General features: G+C 65.7%; 18 protein-coding genes. 6 read left to right on the top strand and 12 right to left on the bottom strand.

All coding sequences use genetic code 11. The features are described from left to right. Positions 1-41 precede the first annotated feature (41 nt). Complete coding sequence (locus tag AT700_RS01535; protein WP_003084339.1) at positions 42-734, top strand: amino acid ABC transporter permease; 693 nt, start codon at positions 42-44, stop codon at positions 732-734. Between the two features lie 2 nt (positions 735-736). Here the strand turns inward: AT700_RS01535 and AT700_RS01530 are convergent, their stop codons facing one another. Continuing rightward, positions 737-1231, bottom strand: coding sequence for a DUF523 domain-containing protein (locus AT700_RS01530; RefSeq protein WP_003112945.1), 495 nt, complete (start codon positions 1229-1231; stop codon positions 737-739). A 265-nt stretch (positions 1232-1496) separates the two neighbouring features. Here AT700_RS01530 and AT700_RS01525 point away from each other — a divergent pair, with 265 nt between their 5' ends. Continuing rightward, the gene (locus AT700_RS01525) at positions 1497-2051 is read left to right on the top strand and encodes a DUF6160 family protein (RefSeq protein WP_003084327.1); all 555 of its coding nucleotides are present in this window, start codon (positions 1497-1499) and stop codon (positions 2049-2051) included. 21 nt (positions 2052-2072) lie between these two features. Here AT700_RS01525 and AT700_RS01520 read toward each other — a convergent pair whose 3' ends face one another. Continuing rightward, positions 2073-2771, bottom strand: coding sequence for a 2OG-Fe(II) oxygenase (locus AT700_RS01520; protein ID WP_003118764.1), 699 nt, complete (start codon positions 2769-2771; stop codon positions 2073-2075). A gap of 48 nt (positions 2772-2819) precedes the next feature. Here AT700_RS01520 and AT700_RS01515 point away from each other — a divergent pair, with 48 nt between their 5' ends. Next, positions 2820-3572, top strand: coding sequence for a hypothetical protein (locus AT700_RS01515; RefSeq protein ID WP_003142590.1), 753 nt, complete (start codon positions 2820-2822; stop codon positions 3570-3572). 19 nt (positions 3573-3591) lie between these two features. Here the strand turns inward: AT700_RS01515 and AT700_RS01510 are convergent, their stop codons facing one another. Then, on the bottom strand, positions 3592-4533 hold the full coding sequence (locus AT700_RS01510; RefSeq protein ID WP_003084318.1) for an alpha/beta hydrolase: 942 nt from the start codon (positions 4531-4533) through the stop codon (positions 3592-3594). A gap of 76 nt (positions 4534-4609) precedes the next feature. On the opposite strand from AT700_RS01510, the gene AT700_RS01505 reads away from it, so the two are divergent. Next, positions 4610-5221 carry a DUF6436 domain-containing protein gene (locus tag AT700_RS01505; protein WP_003118762.1) on the top strand — a complete coding sequence of 204 codons (612 nt, stop codon included), beginning with the start codon at positions 4610-4612 and terminating at the stop codon, positions 5219-5221. A 104-nt stretch (positions 5222-5325) separates the two neighbouring features. Next, positions 5326-5829 carry a transcriptional regulator gene (locus tag AT700_RS01500; RefSeq protein WP_003112942.1) on the top strand — a complete coding sequence of 168 codons (504 nt, stop codon included), beginning with the start codon at positions 5326-5328 and terminating at the stop codon, positions 5827-5829. Here AT700_RS01500 and AT700_RS01495 read toward each other — a convergent pair. Then, positions 5808-6860 (bottom strand): AraC family transcriptional regulator, encoded by a 1053-nt coding sequence (locus tag AT700_RS01495; RefSeq protein WP_003112941.1) that lies wholly within the window; start codon positions 6858-6860, stop codon positions 5808-5810. The two genes, AT700_RS01500 and AT700_RS01495, sit on opposite strands and share 22 nt — an antisense overlap. A gap of 110 nt (positions 6861-6970) precedes the next feature. On the opposite strand from AT700_RS01495, the gene hacB reads away from it, so the two are divergent. After that, positions 6971-9358, top strand: coding sequence for an N-acylhomoserine lactone acylase HacB (gene hacB, locus AT700_RS01490; protein WP_025270819.1), 2388 nt, complete (start codon positions 6971-6973; stop codon positions 9356-9358). A gap of 177 nt (positions 9359-9535) precedes the next feature. On the opposite strand, the gene AT700_RS01485 is transcribed toward hacB, so the two are convergent. The 8 genes from AT700_RS01485 to AT700_RS01450 form a co-directional block, all read right to left on the bottom strand. Beyond that, entirely contained in the window at positions 9536-10405 is an 870-nt protein-coding gene (locus AT700_RS01485; protein ID WP_003084307.1) for an ABC transporter permease subunit, read from the bottom strand. A gap of 82 nt (positions 10406-10487) precedes the next feature. Beyond that, the gene (locus AT700_RS01480) at positions 10488-11369 is read right to left on the bottom strand and encodes an ABC transporter permease subunit (protein ID WP_003121722.1); all 882 of its coding nucleotides are present in this window, start codon (positions 11367-11369) and stop codon (positions 10488-10490) included. A gap of 26 nt (positions 11370-11395) precedes the next feature. Further along, positions 11396-12550: a polyamine ABC transporter ATP-binding protein gene (gene potA, locus AT700_RS01475; protein WP_003084303.1), complete on the bottom strand. Its 1155-nt coding sequence runs from the start codon at positions 12548-12550 to the stop codon at positions 11396-11398. A 54-nt stretch (positions 12551-12604) separates the two neighbouring features. Next, positions 12605-13702, bottom strand: a complete 1098-nt coding sequence (spuE, locus tag AT700_RS01470; protein ID WP_003118141.1) for a spermidine-binding protein SpuE — start codon at positions 13700-13702, stop codon at positions 12605-12607. Positions 13703-14120: 418 nt separating this feature from the next. Next, the gene (gene spuD, locus AT700_RS01465) at positions 14121-15224 is read right to left on the bottom strand and encodes a putrescine-binding protein SpuD (protein ID WP_003084299.1); all 1104 of its coding nucleotides are present in this window, start codon (positions 15222-15224) and stop codon (positions 14121-14123) included. A 115-nt stretch (positions 15225-15339) separates the two neighbouring features. Continuing rightward, positions 15340-16710 carry a putrescine--pyruvate aminotransferase gene (gene spuC, locus AT700_RS01460; RefSeq protein WP_003084297.1) on the bottom strand — a complete coding sequence of 457 codons (1371 nt, stop codon included), beginning with the start codon at positions 16708-16710 and terminating at the stop codon, positions 15340-15342. Positions 16711-16775: 65 nt separating this feature from the next. Continuing rightward, on the bottom strand, positions 16776-18134 hold the full coding sequence (locus tag AT700_RS01455) for a glutamine synthetase family protein (protein WP_003084290.1): 1359 nt from the start codon (positions 18132-18134) through the stop codon (positions 16776-16778). A gap of 40 nt (positions 18135-18174) precedes the next feature. Beyond that, positions 18175-18927 (bottom strand): gamma-glutamyl-gamma-aminobutyrate hydrolase family protein, encoded by a 753-nt coding sequence (locus AT700_RS01450; RefSeq protein ID WP_003112938.1) that lies wholly within the window; start codon positions 18925-18927, stop codon positions 18175-18177. Positions 18928-19010 lie beyond the last annotated feature (83 nt).

The raw sequence follows: 19010 nt of genomic DNA, 5'->3' as shown, positions 1-19010 counted from the left end.
CCCGAGAGACGCGGCCGTCGTGTTTGTCGATGGAGTGTTGAATGAATTCGCTGCAGAAATTGCTCGAATGGCTCGCCAACCTGGTCGAGCTGCTCGGGATGGCCTGGCCCTTCCTGCTCCAGGGCGCGATGTATACCGTGCTGTTCGCCGCGGTATCGATGGTCCTGGGCCTGATCCTCGGCTTCAGCGTCGCGGTGGTCCGGGTGACCAAGGTGCCGGTGGTCTCGCAGATCGCCGCGGTCTACGTCAGCGCCTTCCGCGGGACGCCACTGCTGGTGCAGATCTTCGTCCTGTACTACGGGCTGCCGAGCGTAGGCATCGAGTTCACCCCGGTCACCGCGGGCATCCTGGCGCTGACCCTGAATGTCGCGGCCTATCTCTCGGAGTCCATGCGCGGGGCGATCCTCGGCATCGACAAGGGACAATGGGAAGCCGGGCTCTCGGTCGGCCTGACCTGGGGCCAGACCCTGTGGAACATCATCACCCCGCAGGCCCTGCGCCTGGCGGTGCCGAGCCTGTCGAACAGCCTGATCAGCCTGATCAAGGACACCTCGCTGATCTCCGTGATCACCGTGACCGAACTGATGCTGGCGACCAAGGAGGTCATCGCCGAGACCTTCCAGCCGCTGCCGCTCTATCTCGCCGCCGCCGGGATCTACTGGCTGCTTTCGGCACTCTTCGAGCGTGTGCAGAAAGCCCTGGAGAACCGCCTGACCGCGCCGCTGCGGCGCTGAGTTCAGCCGCCGGCGTCGAGGCCGGCCAGGCAGACCGCGGCGCGGTCCAGTTCATCCTCGTTGAATACCAGCACGCCCATGCGCTTGAGGGCGGCGGCGGTAACGCCCTCGCCGGCGACCCGGTTGCCGTTGAAGCGCCCGTCGTAGTTCTCCAGGTTGCCGCAGGAAGGACTGCGCGCCTTGAGCACGGCCATCCGGATGTCATGGCGGCGGACCAGCTCCACTGCCGCCTCCGCACCCAGCAGGAATGCTTCGCTGACATCCTCGCCGTCGACGGTGAAGACCCGGTTCAGCCGGTCCAGCACTTCGCCGCCCTGGCCGCCGGGGATCTCCGCTGGCGGGCGGGGCGTCGGCAGGCCTCCGGCGACCTCCGGGCAAAGGGCGACGATCCGCCCCTGCGCATGCCAGCGCGAGAGCAGGTCGAACGGGCCATGGCTGCCACCGTCGTAGCGCACCAGGTGGCCCAGCAGGCAACGGCTGACCAGAACCTTCTGCATGGATGCTCCACCCCTTTGACAGGCACACAGAGTAGCCCGCCGCTCGCCGATGGTCACGCCCGGTAACAGTAGCCGGGAAGCACCGGGGAAACCCGCCCTCGACCCAACCGGAGTTAGGCCTCGCGGTAGCGCTCCAGCGCCCGTATGGCGGGGACCAGGGCTATTTCTTGCCGATCCTTAGGATAGAACTGCGGGCGGCCCATGGCGAACCTCCGCCGCCCCGAGCAGACTGGCTTCCCGCGCAACCGCGAAGGACCCGCCCATCATGCTCCCGACCCGCTCGCTTCTACCGTTTTTCCTGGCCCCCGCGTTGCTCGCCAGCGCTGCCAGCCAGGCGGCCATGGAGGCCCTGGACAACGACAGTCTCAGCCAGGTCACCGGCCAGGCCGGCATCAGCCTGCGCCTGGACCTGCGCGCCGGCGCGGCCAGGGTCGCCTGGGTGGACGACGGCGGCAGCCTCTCGCTGCGCAACCTGGTGATCGACAACGGCTGCGTGAAGGCCGGCGACTGCCCGGACGGGCGCGGAGGCAACATCCCCCTGGGCGCCGCCCAGCTCGGCCTGAGCTTGCCGATCTTCGGCGTCGAGCAGCCGACCCTGGCACTGGACGTGACCACCGGCAGCGGCGGCGGGCAGCAACTGGCGATCAGCCTGCCGGACCTCGCCACCATCAACGACCAGTTGATCGCCAGCGGCCTGCCGGCGCAGCGCATCCGCCTGCGGGTGGCCAGCGACCTGTACATCGGCGACAACTCGATCGGCCGCATCGAACTGCGCGACATCACCGACCTGCGCGGCACGATCAAGGTCTGGGGTCACTGAGGCGGCGACGCCGCCTAGGGTTCAGGAAAGTTGCAGGAGGGATTCGTTGCGCCGGCGGAACCAGCCGGTCAGCGACAGCCGGTCGCGGCTGGCGGGCAGGACTTCGTGCTCGGTGCCGGCGGACATGAACACCACCAGGCTACCGCCCGTCGGCTGGATGTCCACCTGCCGCTGCGGCAGGTGCAGGCGCAGCGCGCCGCCATGCTCGGGCAACCAGGCATCGTTGAGGTAGAGAACCGCGGAGACGGTGCGTGCGTCGTCGTCGCGGAAACGATCGACATGCTTCTGGTAATAGGCGCCCGGCGGGTACAGCGCGAAGTGGCACTCGAAATCCTCGAGGCCGAGGAACAGCGAGGCGTTGAGCGCCTGGCGCAAGCTGTCCATCACCCCCAGGTATTCGTCGCAGGCCTCGGATTCTCCGGGCTCCAGCCATTGCGTGAGGTCGCCGCGGATGCCTTCGCGGATCACCTGGCCGTCGCCGCGGCCGATCGCCGCCGGGGTCAGGTCGCCCGCGACCGCACGGGTGCGGCACTCTTCGGCCAATCTGGTGGTCAGACGCTCAGGCATGAAGATGCTCTGGTGCGACCAGCCCTGGTCGACCAGTTCATCGACGATGCGATGCAGGAGTGGATGATTGACGTTGATGTGCATTGTCCATTGTAGCGTGCCGCCCCGGTGTCTCGACAAGCGGTCCGCCGCATGTCGACAATAGCGCCCCATGGACGGCACCACCCGAACGACGAGGCTTTCGCCGCCAAAGGAGTATCAATGCGCGCTTTGCTCGCCTTCGCTTTACTGCTGGTTGGTCTGCCCGCCCTGGCCGACCCTTATCAACGCCTGTACCAGGCCGCTGGCTGGCCCGACCAGCGCGCGCATTTCAGCGATGCCCTGGACGCGGCGCAGAAGCGCTACCAGGACAAGCTGCCGCCCGCGCTCTACCAGACCCTGGTGGACAACAGCAATCGCCGCTTCGCCCCGACCGAAGTCGACCAGCGCGCCCTCAACGGCCTGCGCGAGAACCTGCCGGACAGCGCCAGCCCGCTGAATTTCTTCGAGTCGCCGCTGGGGCGCAAGGTGGTCGCCGCCGAGGTGCTCGCCACCCGCCGCGACCAGTTGCTCCAGCACAGCAACGGCCTGCCGCGGCAGACCGCCAGCGAGCCACGCCGGGCCCTGGTCAAGCGCCTGGCCCAGGTCCTTCCGGCCCGAGAGGCCGGCGCGGAAGTCAGCCTGGCCCTGGCCGGGGTCGCCGCCGACAGCCTCAGCCAGATGCTTCCGGGCCTCCCCGGCCTGCTTGGCGGCGGACAGACCGGCCAGTTGCTGGAAGGCCAGCGCCAGCGCCTGGTGCAGCAGATCGGCGCGGACCTGGAGAACACCCTGCTGTATGTCTACCGCGATCTCTCCGATGCGGAACTCACCCAGTACGTGAACTTCGCCGAGTCGCCGGCCGGCCGCAGCTACTACCAGGCGGCCCTGGCCGCGCTGAAAGCCGGCCTGGCGGTGGACCAGGCGGTCGCCCCCTGATCGACGCGGGGCCTGGAACTCAGGCCCCCAGCGCGTCGCTCAGGAAATCGAAATAGCGCCGCCGCAGCCCCTCGCTTTCGTTCGCCAGGTGATGGCGCGCCTCTTCCAGCAACAGTATCCGCGGCTCGTCGAATTTCTCCCGCAGCACCTTCAGGCCATGGCGCCAGTCCACCGTCTCGTCGGACTCGCCCTGCACCACCAGGGGGCTCAGGGCACGCCGAGGTGCCCGCTCGATGCGCGGCACCCAGCGGGTCAGCGCGCCGACCCAGGCGGTCGGCAGGGTGCGTGGCTGCAACGGATCGTGCTCGCGGAGGAAGTCGAGGAACTGCGGATCGCTGGAGTTCTCCGAGAAGCGCCGCGGGATCGAGTCGACGAAGGGGCTCAGCAGGCGGTAGCTGAGCTTCGACCAGCCCCAGGCGCGCGGGCGCACCAGCGGCGCCAGGAGAATCGTCTCGCCCAGCTCGGGACGTTCGCCGCCGTGCAGCAGGTAGTCCAGCAGGATCGCCCCCCCGGTGCTTTGTCCGCAGAGGTGCCAGGGCGCCGCCAGGTCGAGTTCGGCAGCCTGGCCCAGCAGGCCCTTGAACACCGCCTGGTATTCGGCGAAGTCGCGGATGCTGGCCCGCTCGCCTTCGGACAGGCCATGCCCCGGCAGGTCGCAGGCGAGCACCGAGAAACCCATGCCCAGCGCCCAGTCGACCACGTGCCGATACAGTCCCATGTGGTCGTAATAGCCATGCATCAGCAACAGGCTGCCGCGCGCTTCCGGCAGCAGCCAGGCCTGCACCGCCAGGCGGCGCCCGTCGACCGCCATGCTGCCGAGCCGCGCTTGCAGGCGCGGATGGCGGGAGCGCAGGTCCAGGCCGTAGTAGGCCTGGTAGGCGAGGACGGCGGCGTCCGCCTCGGCCGCGGCCAAGGGTCGCAGGTGCTGGCGCAGGTAATCGGGGTTGAAGGCTTCTGACATCGGCGGTTCCGGGCTGCAATCGATTCGTGGCCGGGCCACGGGCGAAACCCAGGGATATTCAGCTGCGCGCGAACACATGGCAAGCTTGGCACCCGTTTTCCGTGTGAATGCCATGACTCCCCGCCGCAAGACGCTCCTCGTCAGCCTGGTCGGCCTGCTCTGGGCCGGCGGCCTGCTCGCCGCCTACTGGTGGTTCGAGATCCGCTACATCCGCCCGTTCAGCGAGCAGACCACCCTGTTCTCCGGCGACAGCCTGCGCCTGCCGGCCGAGCTGGCCGGGCCGGGGGCGATCCGCCTGGTGCATTTCTGGGACCCGGCCTGCCCCTGCAACGTCGGCAACCAGCAGCACCTCGGCGAGCTGATCGAACGCTTCGCCGGCAAGGGCGTGGAGTTCCATGTCCTGCAGAAGCCTGGCAGCCAGGGCCGCCTGCCGGACAACCTGGCCGCCCTGCGCCCCCTCGCTGGTCTGCCCGGTTCCGAGCAGTTGCCGGCCAGCCCGGCCGTGGCGATCTGGGACCGCGACGGCCGCCTGGCCTACTTCGGCCCCTATAGCGAGGGCGCGGTATGCACCTCCAGCAACAGCTTCATCGAACCGATCCTCGAAGCGCTGCTGCAGGGACGTCCGGTGGATGCCACCCATACCCTCGCCGTGGGTTGCTACTGCCCCTGGACCCCGGAAAAAGGCTGACCTGGCTCAACACCGGGCCTTCCGGAGGGGGCGCCGGAAGGCGTAGCGGCTACACTGCCCGGGTCGGCCCACGAGGGGCCGTTGCCGAACCAAGGAGTCGCTGCATGTCCCTACGTCCCACCCTCGCCCTGCTCGCCCTCGTCAGCCTGCCGCTGATGGCCGCCCAGAACGACCCTCAGCCCAGCAGCAAGGAACTGATGAAGGAGCACCAGGCGCAGATCCAGAACGACCTGGCCGACGTCGACTACAAGCGCAAGCGCATCGTCGAGGCCAACATGAACCTCACCGACCAGGAAGGCGAGAAGTTCTGGCCGATCTACAACACCTACCGCACCGAGTCGGACAAGCTCAGCAAGGAAACCCTCAAGCTCCTGCTCGACTACGCCCAGGCCTACAACAGCGGCAACGTCAGCGACGACCAGGCGAGCAAGCTGATCGAGCGTGTCGACGACCTCCAGGAGGACCGTCTGGAACTGCGCGACAAGTACGTCAAGCGCATCGCCAAGAACGTCTCGCCCAAGCGCGCCATGCGCTTCCTGCAGATCGAGATCCAGCTCGACGCCATCGCCACCCTGGAGATCGGCCGTCAGGTACCGCTGGTCGAGTAACCCTCTTCCCGCTTCGCCAGCCGCGCCCTGTATTGCTCCGGGGGCGCGGCGTGCCAGCGGCGAAAGGCCCGGTAGAACGGCGACAGCTCGGCGAACCCGCAAGCCTTGGCCACCTCGCGGATGGCGCGACCGGCCAACAGCATCTCGCTCGCCCGCTGCCGGCGAACCTCATCGCGAACCTGCCGGAAACTCGCTCCCCCAGCGGCCAGCGCACGCTGCAAGGCACCGCTGCCAAGGCCCAGCTCCGCCGCGCACTGGCGCAAGCCATAGCCCTCCCCGAGGCGCAGCTCGATCAGGTAGCGCACGCGATTGAGCAAGCGGTTCTCGCTGAGTTCGCGGGACTGTTCTTCCGCGTGGCGGGTCAGCACGTCATGCATGTCCGGATTGGCGTTGCGCGAAGGACGCCGCAGCAAGGCGGCGGAAAACACCAGGGCATCGTGCGGCCGCGAGAACAGCGGCAGCCTGCCGAACAACCGGCGGTGTTCGCCCAGCCGCGGCGGGGCTCGGTGGCGGAACTCGATGCGCTCGGCGACGAACTCGTCGTCGCTGATCAGCGCCAGCAGCTTGAGGAACAGCAGCATCAGGCATTCGATCTGCTGGCGCAGCGAGGCATAGCCCAGGTAGTTGATGTCGAGGATCAGCCTTGCCGTTTCCCCTTCGACCTCGAGGCGCGCGGCGAAACCGCCGGAGAGAATGTGCTGGAAACGCACGAAGCTGCGCAGCGCCTCCTCCAGGTCGCGCGCGGACAGCAGCAGGTAGCCGACCACATCGAGCAGGCGCGGCTTCATTGCCTCGCCCAGGTGCAGGCCGATGTCGGCATCGCCGGTCACCGCCGCCAGCTCGGTCCAGAACAACGGGGCGTTGTCATGCACCAGGCGGCCGCCCAGGGTCGGCGGCGGCAGCGGGATACGCCGGTAGACGCTGCGGTAGACGCGGGTGGGGTCGAGCCCGAGGGCGTCCAGGGCTTCATACAACAGACGCCGCAACGTGGCGGAATGGGTCAGGGGGCTGGTAGACGGGTCGTCCTGCATGGCGGCTCCTCGCGATTGACCAAAGACTTCCAGGGTCCGAGCATTCGGTCAATGCCGCGGGCCGGCGGCATCCGCAGAATGCTCGGCACTACAACAAGGAGAAAGGATCGATGAAACGCACCCTGACCGTGATCGCCGTGGCGGTCGCCGCCGCGGCTGCCGGCGGCGCCTGGTACCTCCATGCCAAGCAGCCGCTCCGCAACGGCTCGCTCGCCGTGGCCCACCTGCAGGCGCCGGTCGACGTGCGCTACGACGAGCGCGGGGTTCCGCACCTGTACGCGCAGAACCAGACCGACCTCTACCGCGCCCTCGGCTACGTGCACGCCCAGGACCGCCTGTTCCAGATGGAAATGCTGCGGCGCCTGGCGCGCGGCGAGCTGGCCGAAGTGCTCGGACCCAAGCTGGTGGATACCGACCGTCTGTTCCGCACCCTGCGCATCCGCGACCACGCCGCCGAATACAGCGCCCGCCAGGACAAGCAGTCGCAGCCCTGGAAAGTGCTGGAGGCCTACCTGGACGGGGTCAACCAGTTCCAGGAAAACAACCCGGCGCCGCTCGAATTCGATCTGCTGGGCATACCCAGGCGTCCCTTCACCCCCGAAGATACCCTGAGCATCGCCGGCTACATGGCCTACAGCTTCGCTGCCGCCTTCCGCACCGAGCCGGTGCTGACCTACATCCGCGACGAACTGGGCAGCGACTACCTGCGCATCTTCGATCTCGACTGGCATCCGCAGGGCGTGCTGACGCCCTCCGGCGCACTGGGCGCCGGCGACTGGAAGGACCTCGGCGCCCTCGCCCGTCTCAGCCAGCAGGCCCTGGAGGACGCCGGCCTGCCGCAGTTCGAGGGCAGCAACGCCTGGGTCGTCGCCGGCAGCCGCACCGCCAGCGGCAAGCCCCTGCTGGCCGGCGACCCGCATATCCGCTTCGCCGCGCCGGCGGTATGGTACGAGGCCCAGCTGAGCGCGCCCGGCTTCGAACTCTATGGCCACCACCAGGCGCTCAACCCCTTCGCCTCGCTGGGCCACAACCGTGCGTTCGGCTGGAGCCTGACGATGTTCCAGAACGACGACCTCGACCTGGTCGCCGAGAAGGTCAACCCGGACAACCCCAACCAGGTCTGGTACCAGGGCGAATGGGTCGACCTGCAGAGCGAGGAGCAGGAAATCGCGGTCAAGGGCGCTGCGCCGGTGAAGCTCACCCTGCGCCGCTCGCCCCACGGTCCGATCGTCAACGACGCGCTCGGCGCCAGCTCCGGCAAGACCCCGATCGCCATGTGGTGGGCTTTCCTCGAGACCGAGAACCCGGTGCTCGACGCCTTCTACCAGCTGAATCGCGCCGATACCCTGGCCAAGGCCCGCGCGGCGGCCTCGAAGATCCATTCGCCGGGACTCAACCTGGTCTGGGCCAATGCCGCCGGCGATATCGGCTGGTGGGCCTCGGCGGCCCTGCCGAAGCGGCCGGAGGGGGTGAACCCGAGCTTCATCCTCGACGGCAGCAAGGGCGAGGCGGACAAGTCCGGCTTCTATCCGTTCGCCGACAACCCACAGGAGGAAAACCCGGCGCGCGGCTACATCGTCTCCGCCAACTTCCAGCCGGTCCCGACCAATGGCCGGCCGATTCCCGGCTACTACAACCTGGCGGACCGCGGCCAGTGGCTGGATACCCAACTGGCCGACCGCGGCACCAAATGGAACCTGGACAACAGCCGCGCGCTGCAACTCGGCAATCGCACCGGCTACGCGCCACGCCTGCTCGCACCCTTGCTGCCGGTCCTGCGCGAGGTGGTCGACGACGCCGAAGGCAAGCGCCTGGTCGAGCAACTGGCGGCCTGGAACGGCGACTACCCGGTCGACTCGACCGCCGCCACGCTGTTCAACCAGTTGCTGTTCCAGATTGCCGAGGGCGCCTTGCACGACGAACTGGGCGATGCCTTCTTCGACAGCCTGATCGCCACCCGCGCCATCGACAGCGCGCTGCCTCGGCTGGCTGGCGACGCCGACTCGCCCTGGTGGGACGACCGCCGCACAGAACGCCGGGAAACCCGCGCGGATATCGTCAGGACCGCCTGGAACGCCTCCCTCGCGCATCTGCGCAGCACCCTCGGCAACGACCCGTCCGGCTGGCTGTGGGGCAAGGCGCATACCCTGACCCACGAGCACGCCCTGGGCCAGCAAGCGCTGCTCAGGCGCCTTCTCAACGTCGGTCCGTTCGCCGCCCCCGGCACCCACGAGGTACCGAACAATCTGTCGGCGAAGATCGGCCCGGCCCCCTGGGCGGTCACCTACGGTCCATCGACCCGGCGCCTGGTGGACTTCGCCGACCCGACCCACAGCCTCGGCATCAACCCGGTCGGGCAGAGCGGCGTGCCCTTCGACGGCCACTACGACGACCAGGCCGAGGCCTACATCGAGGGCCACTACCTGCCGCAGCACTACGAGGAAAACGAGGTGAAGGCGAACAGCAAGGGCGTGCTGGTGCTGGAGCCGAAGCGCTGAGCCGGCCGGCGTGGGGTCGGGCGAGTAGCCGCATGGTGGTTGTCCGCCGGATACAACGGGCTATCGGCGGATAACGCCTCGGGCGTCGCCCTACGGAGCGTAGCCAGGCATTTCCCGCCACCGACGCGCCAATGAAAAAGGCCACCCGCAGGTGGCCTTTTCTTTTCGGCGGAGGGCTCAGGCCGGGGTCGGCGAGCCTTTCTGCCAGTCGGTCGCGGTCTCTTCCATCGCCTGCTGGATCGCCCGGCGACGCCGCTCCTCGGCCTGGCGGGTGAAGTACCAGGCGAAGAAGGTGAACAGCGAAACGCTCAGCAGGATCAGGCTGGCCACCGCGTTGATCTCCGGCTTCACGCCCAGGCGTACCGCCGAGAACACTTCCATCGGCAAGGTGGTCGAGCCGGGTCCGGAGACGAAGCTGGCCAGTACCAGGTCGTCCAGCGACAGGGCGAAGGACATCATGCCGCCCGCCGCCAGCGAGGGCGCGATCATCGGGATGGTGATCAGCAGGAACACCTTCCAGGGCTTGGCGCCCAGGTCCATCGCCGCTTCCTCGATCGACAGGTCGAGTTCACGCAGGCGCGCCGACACCACCACCGCCACGTAGGACGAGCAGAAGCTGGTGTGGGCGATCCAGATGGTCACGATACCCCGTTCCTGCGGCCAGCCGATCAGTTGCGCCATGGCCACGAACAACAGCAGCAGCGACAGGCCGGTGATCACTTCCGGCATCACCAGCGGCGCGGTGACCATGCCGCCGAACAGCGTACGACCGCGGAAGCGCGGGATGCGGGTGAGGACGAAGGCCGCCAGGGTGCCGAGGAGCACCGAGGAGAACGCCGTATAGAAGGCGATCTCCAGGGAGCGTCCGACCGAACTGACCAGTTGGGTGTTGTCCAGCAGGCCGACGTACCACTTCACCGACCAGCCGCCCCACACCGTCACCAGCTTGGAGGCGTTGAACGAATAGATCACCAGGATCAGCATCGGCAGGTAGATGAAGAGCAGGCCGACGATCAGCATGACGTTGGAGAAATTCCAGCGCTTCATACCTTGCCCTCCAGTTCTTTGGCCACGCTTCTGGATGGAGAGCCTGTTGAACGGGATACGGAGCGGGATACGCTGTGCTGGCTCATACCTTGCCCTCCAGTTCTTTGGCCTGGTTCTTGTTGAACAGGATGATCGGGATGATCAGGATCGCCAGCATCACCACCGCCAGGGCGGACGCCACCGGCCAGTCGCGGTTGTTGAAGAACTCCTGCCAGAGCACCTTGCCGATCATCAGGGTCTCGGGGCCGCCGAGCAGTTCCGGGATGACGAACTCGCCCACCGCCGGGATGAACACCAGCATGCAGCCGGCGATGATGCCGTTCTTCGACAGCGGCACGGTGATCTTCCAGAAGCTGGTGAAGTTACGCGCGCCCAGGTCGGAAGCGGCCTCCAGCAGGCTCGGGTCGTGCTTCACCAGGTTGGCGTAGAGCGGCAGGATCATGAACGGCAGGTAGGAATAGACGATGCCGATGTACACCGCGATGTTGGTATTGAGGATGGTCAGCGGCTCGCTGATGAGCCCCAGCCCCATCAGTACGCTGTTGAGCAGGCCGTTGTTGGAAAGGATGCCCATCCAGGCATAGACCCGGATCAGGATCGCCGTCCAGGTCGGCATCATGATCAGCAGCAGCAGGACGGTCTGCGAGGACTGGCTGGAGCGGGCGATGGCGTAGGCCATCGGGTAGCCCACCAGCAGGCAGATCAGGGTACTGATGAAGGCCATCTTCAGCGAGCCGAGGTAGGCATCGATGTAGAGCGGGTCATCGGTCAGCATCAGGTAGTTGCCGAGGTTGAGGAGCACCTGCAACTGCTGGTCCGCGTAGGCGAAGATCTCGGTGTAGGGCGGGATGGCCACGTCCGCTTCCGCCAGGCTGATCTTCAGCACGATGGCGAAGGGCAGCAGGAAGAACAGGAAGAGCCACAGGAACGGCACCCCGATGACCGCATGCCGCCCGGTGGGCATGCGCTTTTTCAGGCTGTTGGCGAATTTCATGACTGCAGTACCACGCCGCTGTCGTCGTACCAGCTGATGTACACCGACTGGTCCCAGGTCGGCCGGGCGACGTGGCGCTCGGCGTTGGCCATGAAGGCCTGGACGATCATCCCGGAGGCCAGCTTGATGTAGTACACCGAGTGGCCGCCAAGGTAGGCGATGTCGTAGACGGTGCCCTGGGCCCAGTTGTGCCCGGCGTGTTCCAGGTTGTCCGGCTTCTGCGCGCTGATCATCACTTTCTCCGGCCGCAGCGCGTAGGTGATGCGCTTGTCCTCGGCGCGGGTGCTGATGCCGTGGCCGATGTAGATCGGGTTCTCCAGCTGCGGGCAGGCGATCACCGCATGGTCCTGCACGTCCTCCACCAGCACGCCGTCGAACAGGTTGACGTTGCCGATGAACTCGCAGACCAGGCGGCTCGCCGGGGTCTCGTAGATGTCCATCGGGCTGCCGATCTGCTCGATGCAGCCCAGGTGCATGATGGCGATGCGCTGGGCCATGGTCATGGCCTCTTCCTGGTCGTGGGTCACCATCACGCAGGTCACGCCGACGCGCTCGATGATCTCCACCAGTTCCAGTTGCATCTGCGAGCGCAGCTTCTTGTCCAGCGCGCCCATCGGCTCGTCGAGCAGCAGCAGCTTCGGCCGCTTGGCCAGCGAACGGGCCAGGGCCACCCGCTGGCGCTGGCCGCCGGAGAGCTGGTGCGGCTTGCGCTTGGCGTACTGGGTCATGTGCACCAGCTTGAGCATCTCGGCCACGCGCTCGTCGATCTCGGCCTTGGGCAGGCCGTCCTGCTTGAGGCCGAAGGCGATGTTCTGCGCCACGCTCATGTGCGGGAACAGCGCATAGGACTGGAACATCATATTGATCGGCCGCTCGTAGGGCGGCAGGTCGGTGATGTCCTGGCCATCGAGGAAGATCCGCCCCTCGGTGGGCCGCTCGAAACCGGCGAGCATGCGCAACAGGGTGGATTTACCCGAACCGGAGCCGCCGAGCAGGGCGAAGATCTCGCCCTTGTTGATGGTCAGGGACACGGTGTCCACCGCCAGCGTCTCGTCGAACTGCTTGGTTACCCGGTCGATCTTTACCAGCACCTCTTTCGGCTGCTGGTTGCCCTCTAGGGCTTTCTTGTAGGCACCGGAGGCTATCGCCATTACCACAACTCCCAAGTCGTTGAGCCCGGTCACGCTACCGGGCGGAATTTGAACTTATTTGCCGGTCTTGATCCGGGTCCAGGTACGGGTCTGCAGGCGCAGCACCTTGGCCGGCAACACGGCGGAAACGTAGAGCTTGTCGAGCACGGCCTGCGGCGGATACACCTCCTCGCTGTCGCTGACGCTCTTGTCCATCAGCGGGCGGGCCCCCGGTATCGCGTTGGCGTAGCCGACGTAGTCGCTGACCTTGGAGATCACCTCCGGACGCAGCAGGTAGTCGATGAACGCGTAGGCGTTATCGGCGGCCTTGGCATCGGCGGGAATCGCCATCAGGTCGAACCACAGGTTGGCGCCTTCCTTGGGAATCACGTACTGGATGTCGATGCCCTTGCCGGCCTCTTCGGCGCGGGCAGCGGCCTGGAAGACGTCCCCGGAATAGCCGAAGGCGACGCAGATGTTGCCGTTGGCCAGGTCGGAGATGTACTTGGAGGAGTGGAAGTAGCTGACGTAGGGGCGAACCTTGGTCAGGACTTCCTCGGCCTTCTTGTAGTCCTTCGGGTCGTGGGTGTTGGGATCCAGCCCCAGGTAGTTGAGGGCGGCGGGCAGCATCTCGTCACCGCTGTCCATGAAGGCCACGCCGCACTTGGCGAGCTTCTTCATGTTCTCCGGCTCGAAGAGGATGGCCCAGGAGTCGATCGGCTGGTCACCGAGGACTTCCTTGACCTTGGCCACGTTGTAACCGATGCCGTTGGTGCCCCACAGGTAGGGAACCGCGTACTGGTTGCCCGGGTCGCTGACCTCCAGTTGCTTGAGCAGCGCCGGATCGAGGTTCTTCCAGTTCGGCAGCTTGCTCTTGTCCAGCTTCTGGAAGGCACCGGCCTGGATCTGCTTGCCGAGGAAGTTGTTCGACGGCACCACGATGTCATAGCCGGAGTGGCCGGAGACCAGCTTGCCCTCGAGGGTCTCGTTGGAGTCGAAGACGTCGTAGCTGACGTCGATCCCGCTCTCCTTGGTGAAGTCCTTGAGGGTGGTGGGAGCGATGTAATCGGTCCAGTTATAGATGTGCAGGCTCTTCTTCTCCGCCTGCACGGGGCCCGCGATCGCCGTAGCCAGAGCGGCTACCAGCAGTGTCTTGCCAATGGAATGTTGCATGTCCGACTCCTGTTCCGGGCCTTTTCACGGCAGCACCCTGCCTGTTCGACCCGTGTTCTTCAAGTGCCGATGTAAGCCCAGATCACTCGGGTTTCATGACAACCCGACGATTCCGCCGGGAAACATGAGTGAGCTGGGTTCCCTACCGGCGTGTTGGTTTCAGGTTTTCCGGGCCCTCGGCCCCGGTGCGAGCGACACGACCGGCCCCGGCGCGGCAGATTGGCGCAGCGCCCATGGCAGCGTCTTCGTCGTCGATACTGCGTCCGGTCGTCGGGCCCCCAGGAGGAAGCGTCTGGACGAACGGGCAAAAGAGTCGAACCTCTTCGCAGGGGAGCGTGGCCGGAGGAAACCCGGCCGCGTTCCGGTTCTCTCGTGCCGGAGCGCCGGCGGCTTCAGGCGCCGCCGGGCTCCTCGCGGATCACTTGCCGGACTTGATCTTGGTCCAGCTGCGGGTCATCGCCCGCTGGGTCTTGGCCGGCAGGTCGGGGAAGGTATACAGCTTCTTCATGACCTCTTCGCTCGGGTAGATGCCCGGGTCGTTGCGGATCGCCTCGGACACCAGCGGGGTGGCCGCCGCGTTGCCGTTGGGGAACTGAACCACGTCGGTGATCTCGGCCATGATTTCCGGCTTCATCAGGAAGTTGACGAAGGCCAGGGCGCCCTCGGTGTTCTCGGCGTCCTTCGGAATGGCGACCATGTCGAAGAAGCTGCCGGCGCCTTCCTTGGGAATGTTGTACTTGACGGTGACCTTGTTCTTCGCCTCTTCGGCGCGGGACTTGGCCTGGTAGATGTCGCCGGAGTAGCCGATGGCGACGCAGATGTTGCCGTTGGCCAGGTCGGAAATGTACTTCGACGAGTGGAAGTAGGTGACGTAGGGACGGATCTTCAGGAACAGCTCTTCGGCCGCCTTGAGTTCCTTGGGATTGTCGGTGTCCGGCTTGTAGCCGAGATAATGCAGGGCCGCCGGGAGGATCTCGGTCGGCGAGTCGAGGAAGCTGACGCCGCACTGCTTCAGCTTCTGGATGTTCTCCGGCTTGAATACCAGGTCCCAGGAATCCACCGGCGCGTTGTCGCCGAAGGCCGCCTTGACCTTGTCCGGGTTGTAGCCGATGCCGATGGTGCCCCACATGTAGGGAATCGCATGCTCGTTGCCCGGGTCGCTGACTTCCAGGGTGTGCATCAGGTCCTTGTTCAGGTTCTTCCAGTTCGGCAGCTTGGACTTGTCGAGTTTCTGGTAGACCCCGGCCTTGATCTGCTTGGCGAGGAAGGAGTTGGACGGCACCACCACGTCGTACCCGGACTTGCCCGCCAGCAACTTGGCTTCCAGCACTTCGTTGCTGTCGTAGACGTCGTAGACGACCTTGATCCCAGTTTCCTTGGTGAACTTCTCCAGGGTGTCCGGCGCGATGTAGTCGGACCAGTTGTACACGTGCAGCACCTTGTTGTCCGCAGCCTGCGCCATACCGGCCACAGAGCCCGCCAAGGTCAGGGCGAGCAGGGTCTTACCGAAACGTTTCATCATGCGGGGTAGCTCCATTTTTGTTGAAGTATCCGGGCGGTGGCGCAACCGATCGCGTCACCACCCGGTGAGCCTGGCCAACGCACTGGCGCAGTCTGGCAAAAGTCCGCTCAGGGACTCAAGCCAGGACGGCGGCGGCGGTCTGATCGAGGCACTTGCGCGCCAGGGTGATCAACTCATCGATCTGCGACGGATCGATCACCAGCGGCGGCGAGATAATCATAGTGTCGCCCACCGCGCGCATGATCAAACCGTTGCGGAAACAATGTTCCCGGCACAGCATCCCGACGCCCTTGTCGGTGAAACGCTCGCGGGTCTTCTTGTTCTTGACCAGCTCCAGGGCGGCGACCATGCCGACCCCGCGCGCTTCGCCCACCAACGGGTGGTCGGCCAGCTCCTGCCAGCGTTTCTGCAAATACGGTGCCGTTTCCGCCTTCACCTTCTCGATGATCTTCTCTTCGCGCAGGATGCGGATGTTCTCCAGGGCCACGGCGGCCGCCACCGGGTGACCGGAATAGGTGAAGCCGTGGTAGAACTCGCCGCCCTGGTTGAGCACTTCGACGATCTCGTCGCGCACCACCACCCCGCCCATGGGGATGTAGCCGGAGGTGAGGCCCTTGGCGATCGGCATCAGGTCCGGGGCGTTGCCGTAGTACTGGCTGCCGAACCACTCGCCGGTACGGCCGAAGCCGCAGATCACTTCGTCGGCGATGAACAGGATGTCGTACTTGGCGAGGATCTCGCGGATCTTCGGCCAGTAGGTGTCCGGCGGGACGATCACGCCGCCGGCGCCCTGGATCGGCTCGGCGATGAAGGCGGCGACGTTTTCCTCGCCCACTTCGAGAATCTTCTTCTCCAGCTGCTCGGCGGCCCAGACGCCGAACTCGTCCGGCGACATGTCGCCGCCCTCGCCGTACCAGTAGGGCTGGGCGATGTGGACGATGCCCGGGATGGGGAAATCACCCTGCTCATGCAACGCCTTCATGCCGCCCAGGCTGACGCCGGCGACGGTGGAGCCGTGGTAGCCGTTCCAGCGGCCGATCACCACTTTCTTCTGCGGCTGGCCCTTGGTCGCCCAATAGTGGCGGACCATACGCAGCACGGTGTCGTTGGCCTCGGAGCCGGAGCCGGTGAAGAACACGTGGTTCATGCCTTCCGGAGCGACGTCGGCGATCGCCTTGGCCAGCTCGACCACCGGCGGGTGGGCGGTCTGGAAGAACAGGTTGTAGAACGGCAACTCGCGCATCTGCCGGGTGGCGGCCTGGACCAGCTCCTCGCGGCCGTAGCCGACGTTGACGCACCAGAGGCCGGCCATCGCATCGAGGATCTTGTTGCCCTCGCTGTCCCAGATATAGACGCCTTCGGCCTTGGTGATGATCCGCGCGCCCTTCTCGTTCAACTGCTTGTAGTCGGTGAACGGCGGCAGATGGTGGTCGCGGCTCAACGCCTGCCACTCACGGGTCTTGGCGTTGGTGATTTGGCTGTTCATGTCACACCTCTTCTATTCAAGACTGTCCGGGAGCGGCGGACCACGCCGGCCGCCCCCGGTCAGGATCAAACGGAAAGCAGGAGGAATTCCCGCTCCCAGGAGCTGATTACCCGCTTGAAATTCTCGTGCTCCGCACGCTTCACCGCGACGTAGCCGCTGATGAACTTGCTGCCGAGATACTGCTCGAGGGGCTTGCAGTTCTCCATGCGCTCCAGCGCCGCTTCGATCGTCAGCGGCAGGCGCAGGTTGCGGCGTTCATAGCCGCGACCTTTGACCTGGGCGCTCGGCTTGATGCCTTCGACCATGCCGATGTAGCCGCACAGCAGGCTGGCAGCCAGCGCCAGGTAAGGGTTGGCGTCGGCGCCGGCGAGACGGTTCTCGACCCGGCGGTTCTCCGGGCTGGAGTCCGGCACGCGCAGGCCGACGGTACGGTTCTCTTCGCCCCACTCGACGTTCACCGGCGCCGAGGTATCGGGCAGGAAGCGGCGGAACGAGTTCACGTTGGGCGCGAACAGCGGCAGCACTTCCGGGATGAACTTCTGCAGGCCGCCGATATGGTGCAGGAACAGCTCGCTCATGGTGCCGTCGGCATTGGAGAAGATGTTCTTGCCGGTCTTCACGTCGACGATGCTCTGGTGCAGGTGCATCGCGCTGCCCGGCTCGCCGGTCATCGGCTTGGCCATGAAGGTCGCGGCGACGTTGTGCTTGAGCGCGGCCTCGCGCATGGTGCGCTTGAACACCAGGATCTGGTCGGCCAGGTCGAGGGCGTCGCCATGACGGAAGTTGATCTCCATCTGCGCGGTGCCTTCCTCGTGGATCAGCGTATCCAGGTCAAGGCCCTGGGCCTCGCACCAGTCGTACATGTCCTCGAACAGCGGGTCGAACTCGTTGGCGGCGTCGATGGAGAACGACTGACGCCCGGTTTCCTGGCGTCCGGAGCGGCCCACCGGGGCCTGCAACGGATAGTCGGGGTCGTCGCTGCGCTTGGTCAGGTAGAACTCCATCTCTGGCGCCACGATCGGCCGCCAGCCCTTGTCGGCATACATCTTCAACACGCGCTTGAGGATGTTGCGCGGCGACAGCTCGATGGGATTGCCGAGCTTGTCGAAGGTGTCGTGGATCACCATCGCGGTGGGCTCGATGGCCCAGGGGACGAGGAACACGGCATTCTCGTCCGGGCGGCAGACCATATCGATGTCGGCCGGGTCGAGCAGGTCGTAGTAAATGTCGTCTTCCACGTAGTCGCCGGTGACGGTCTGCAGCAGAACGCTCTCCGGCAGGCGCATGCCCTTTTCCGCGATGAATTTGTTGGTCGGCGAGATCTTGCCGCGGGCGATGCCTGTCAGATCGGAAATCAGGCATTCCACTTCGGTGATCTTGCGTTCCTTCAGCCAGCTGGTCAGCTGGTCTAACTTGGTAGTCATAAAGACCTCAGGGTTGAGAGTCCGGCCCCAACAGCCGGACTCAACGTTGCCCCGCCCTCTTGCTGCAGGCCTTACCGAAAGCCTGGAAGATAGCGAGATAGTTGGGGTTCGTCAGAACCTGCCACTCCGGGTGCCATTGCACACCAAGAGCGAAGGCTTTTGCACCTTCTACGGAGATGGCTTCGACCAACCCGTCAGGCGCCAGTGCTTCTACTCGAAGGCCCGGCGCCAGACGATCAACGCCCTGGCCATGGATGGAATTGACCTGGAACTCGCTCGGCAAGCCGATACCGGCGAGCACTCCGCCCGGCTGCACATGCATGGCATGGCGCGGCGCGTACTGAACCTCGAGCGGCTGGTCGGCCGGCTCGCGGTGGTCCATGAAGGTTCCGACCTCGTGCACCTTCTGGTGCAGGCTGCCGCCGAAAGCCACGTTCATTTCCTGGAAACCGCGGCAGATGCCGAGGACCGGAATGCCGGCGTCGATGGCGGCGCGGACCAGCGGCAACGTGGTGGCGTCGCGGTCGGAGTCGTGGAGGGTGCCGGGCTCGCTCGCCGGTCCACTATAATGACGGGGCTCGACGTTCGACGGCGAGCCAGTGAAGAGCAAGCCGTCGACGCTGTCCAGCAGGGCTGCCTGGTCGATCGACTCGCCCAGCGCAGGAATGATCAGCGGGAGACCGCCAGCGCCGTTGACGACGGCACGCAGATATTTGTCGCCGGCAATGTGGTAGGGATGAAGACCGATCTGCTTGGTGCAGGCGGTGACGCCGATTAACGGCAGGCGAGACATGAGACACCCGTTGTTTGTAGATGTTATGGGGTTTGGCCGAGCTTAGCGTTGTTCATTTTTTTACACAATAGGCCTGTAAAAAA

It is taken from the genome of Pseudomonas aeruginosa (assembly GCF_001457615.1).
Taxonomy (GTDB): domain Bacteria; phylum Pseudomonadota; class Gammaproteobacteria; order Pseudomonadales; family Pseudomonadaceae; genus Pseudomonas; species Pseudomonas aeruginosa.
Note: the sequence above shows the minus strand (reverse complement) of the source record. Positions and strands in the feature narration are given on the sequence as shown.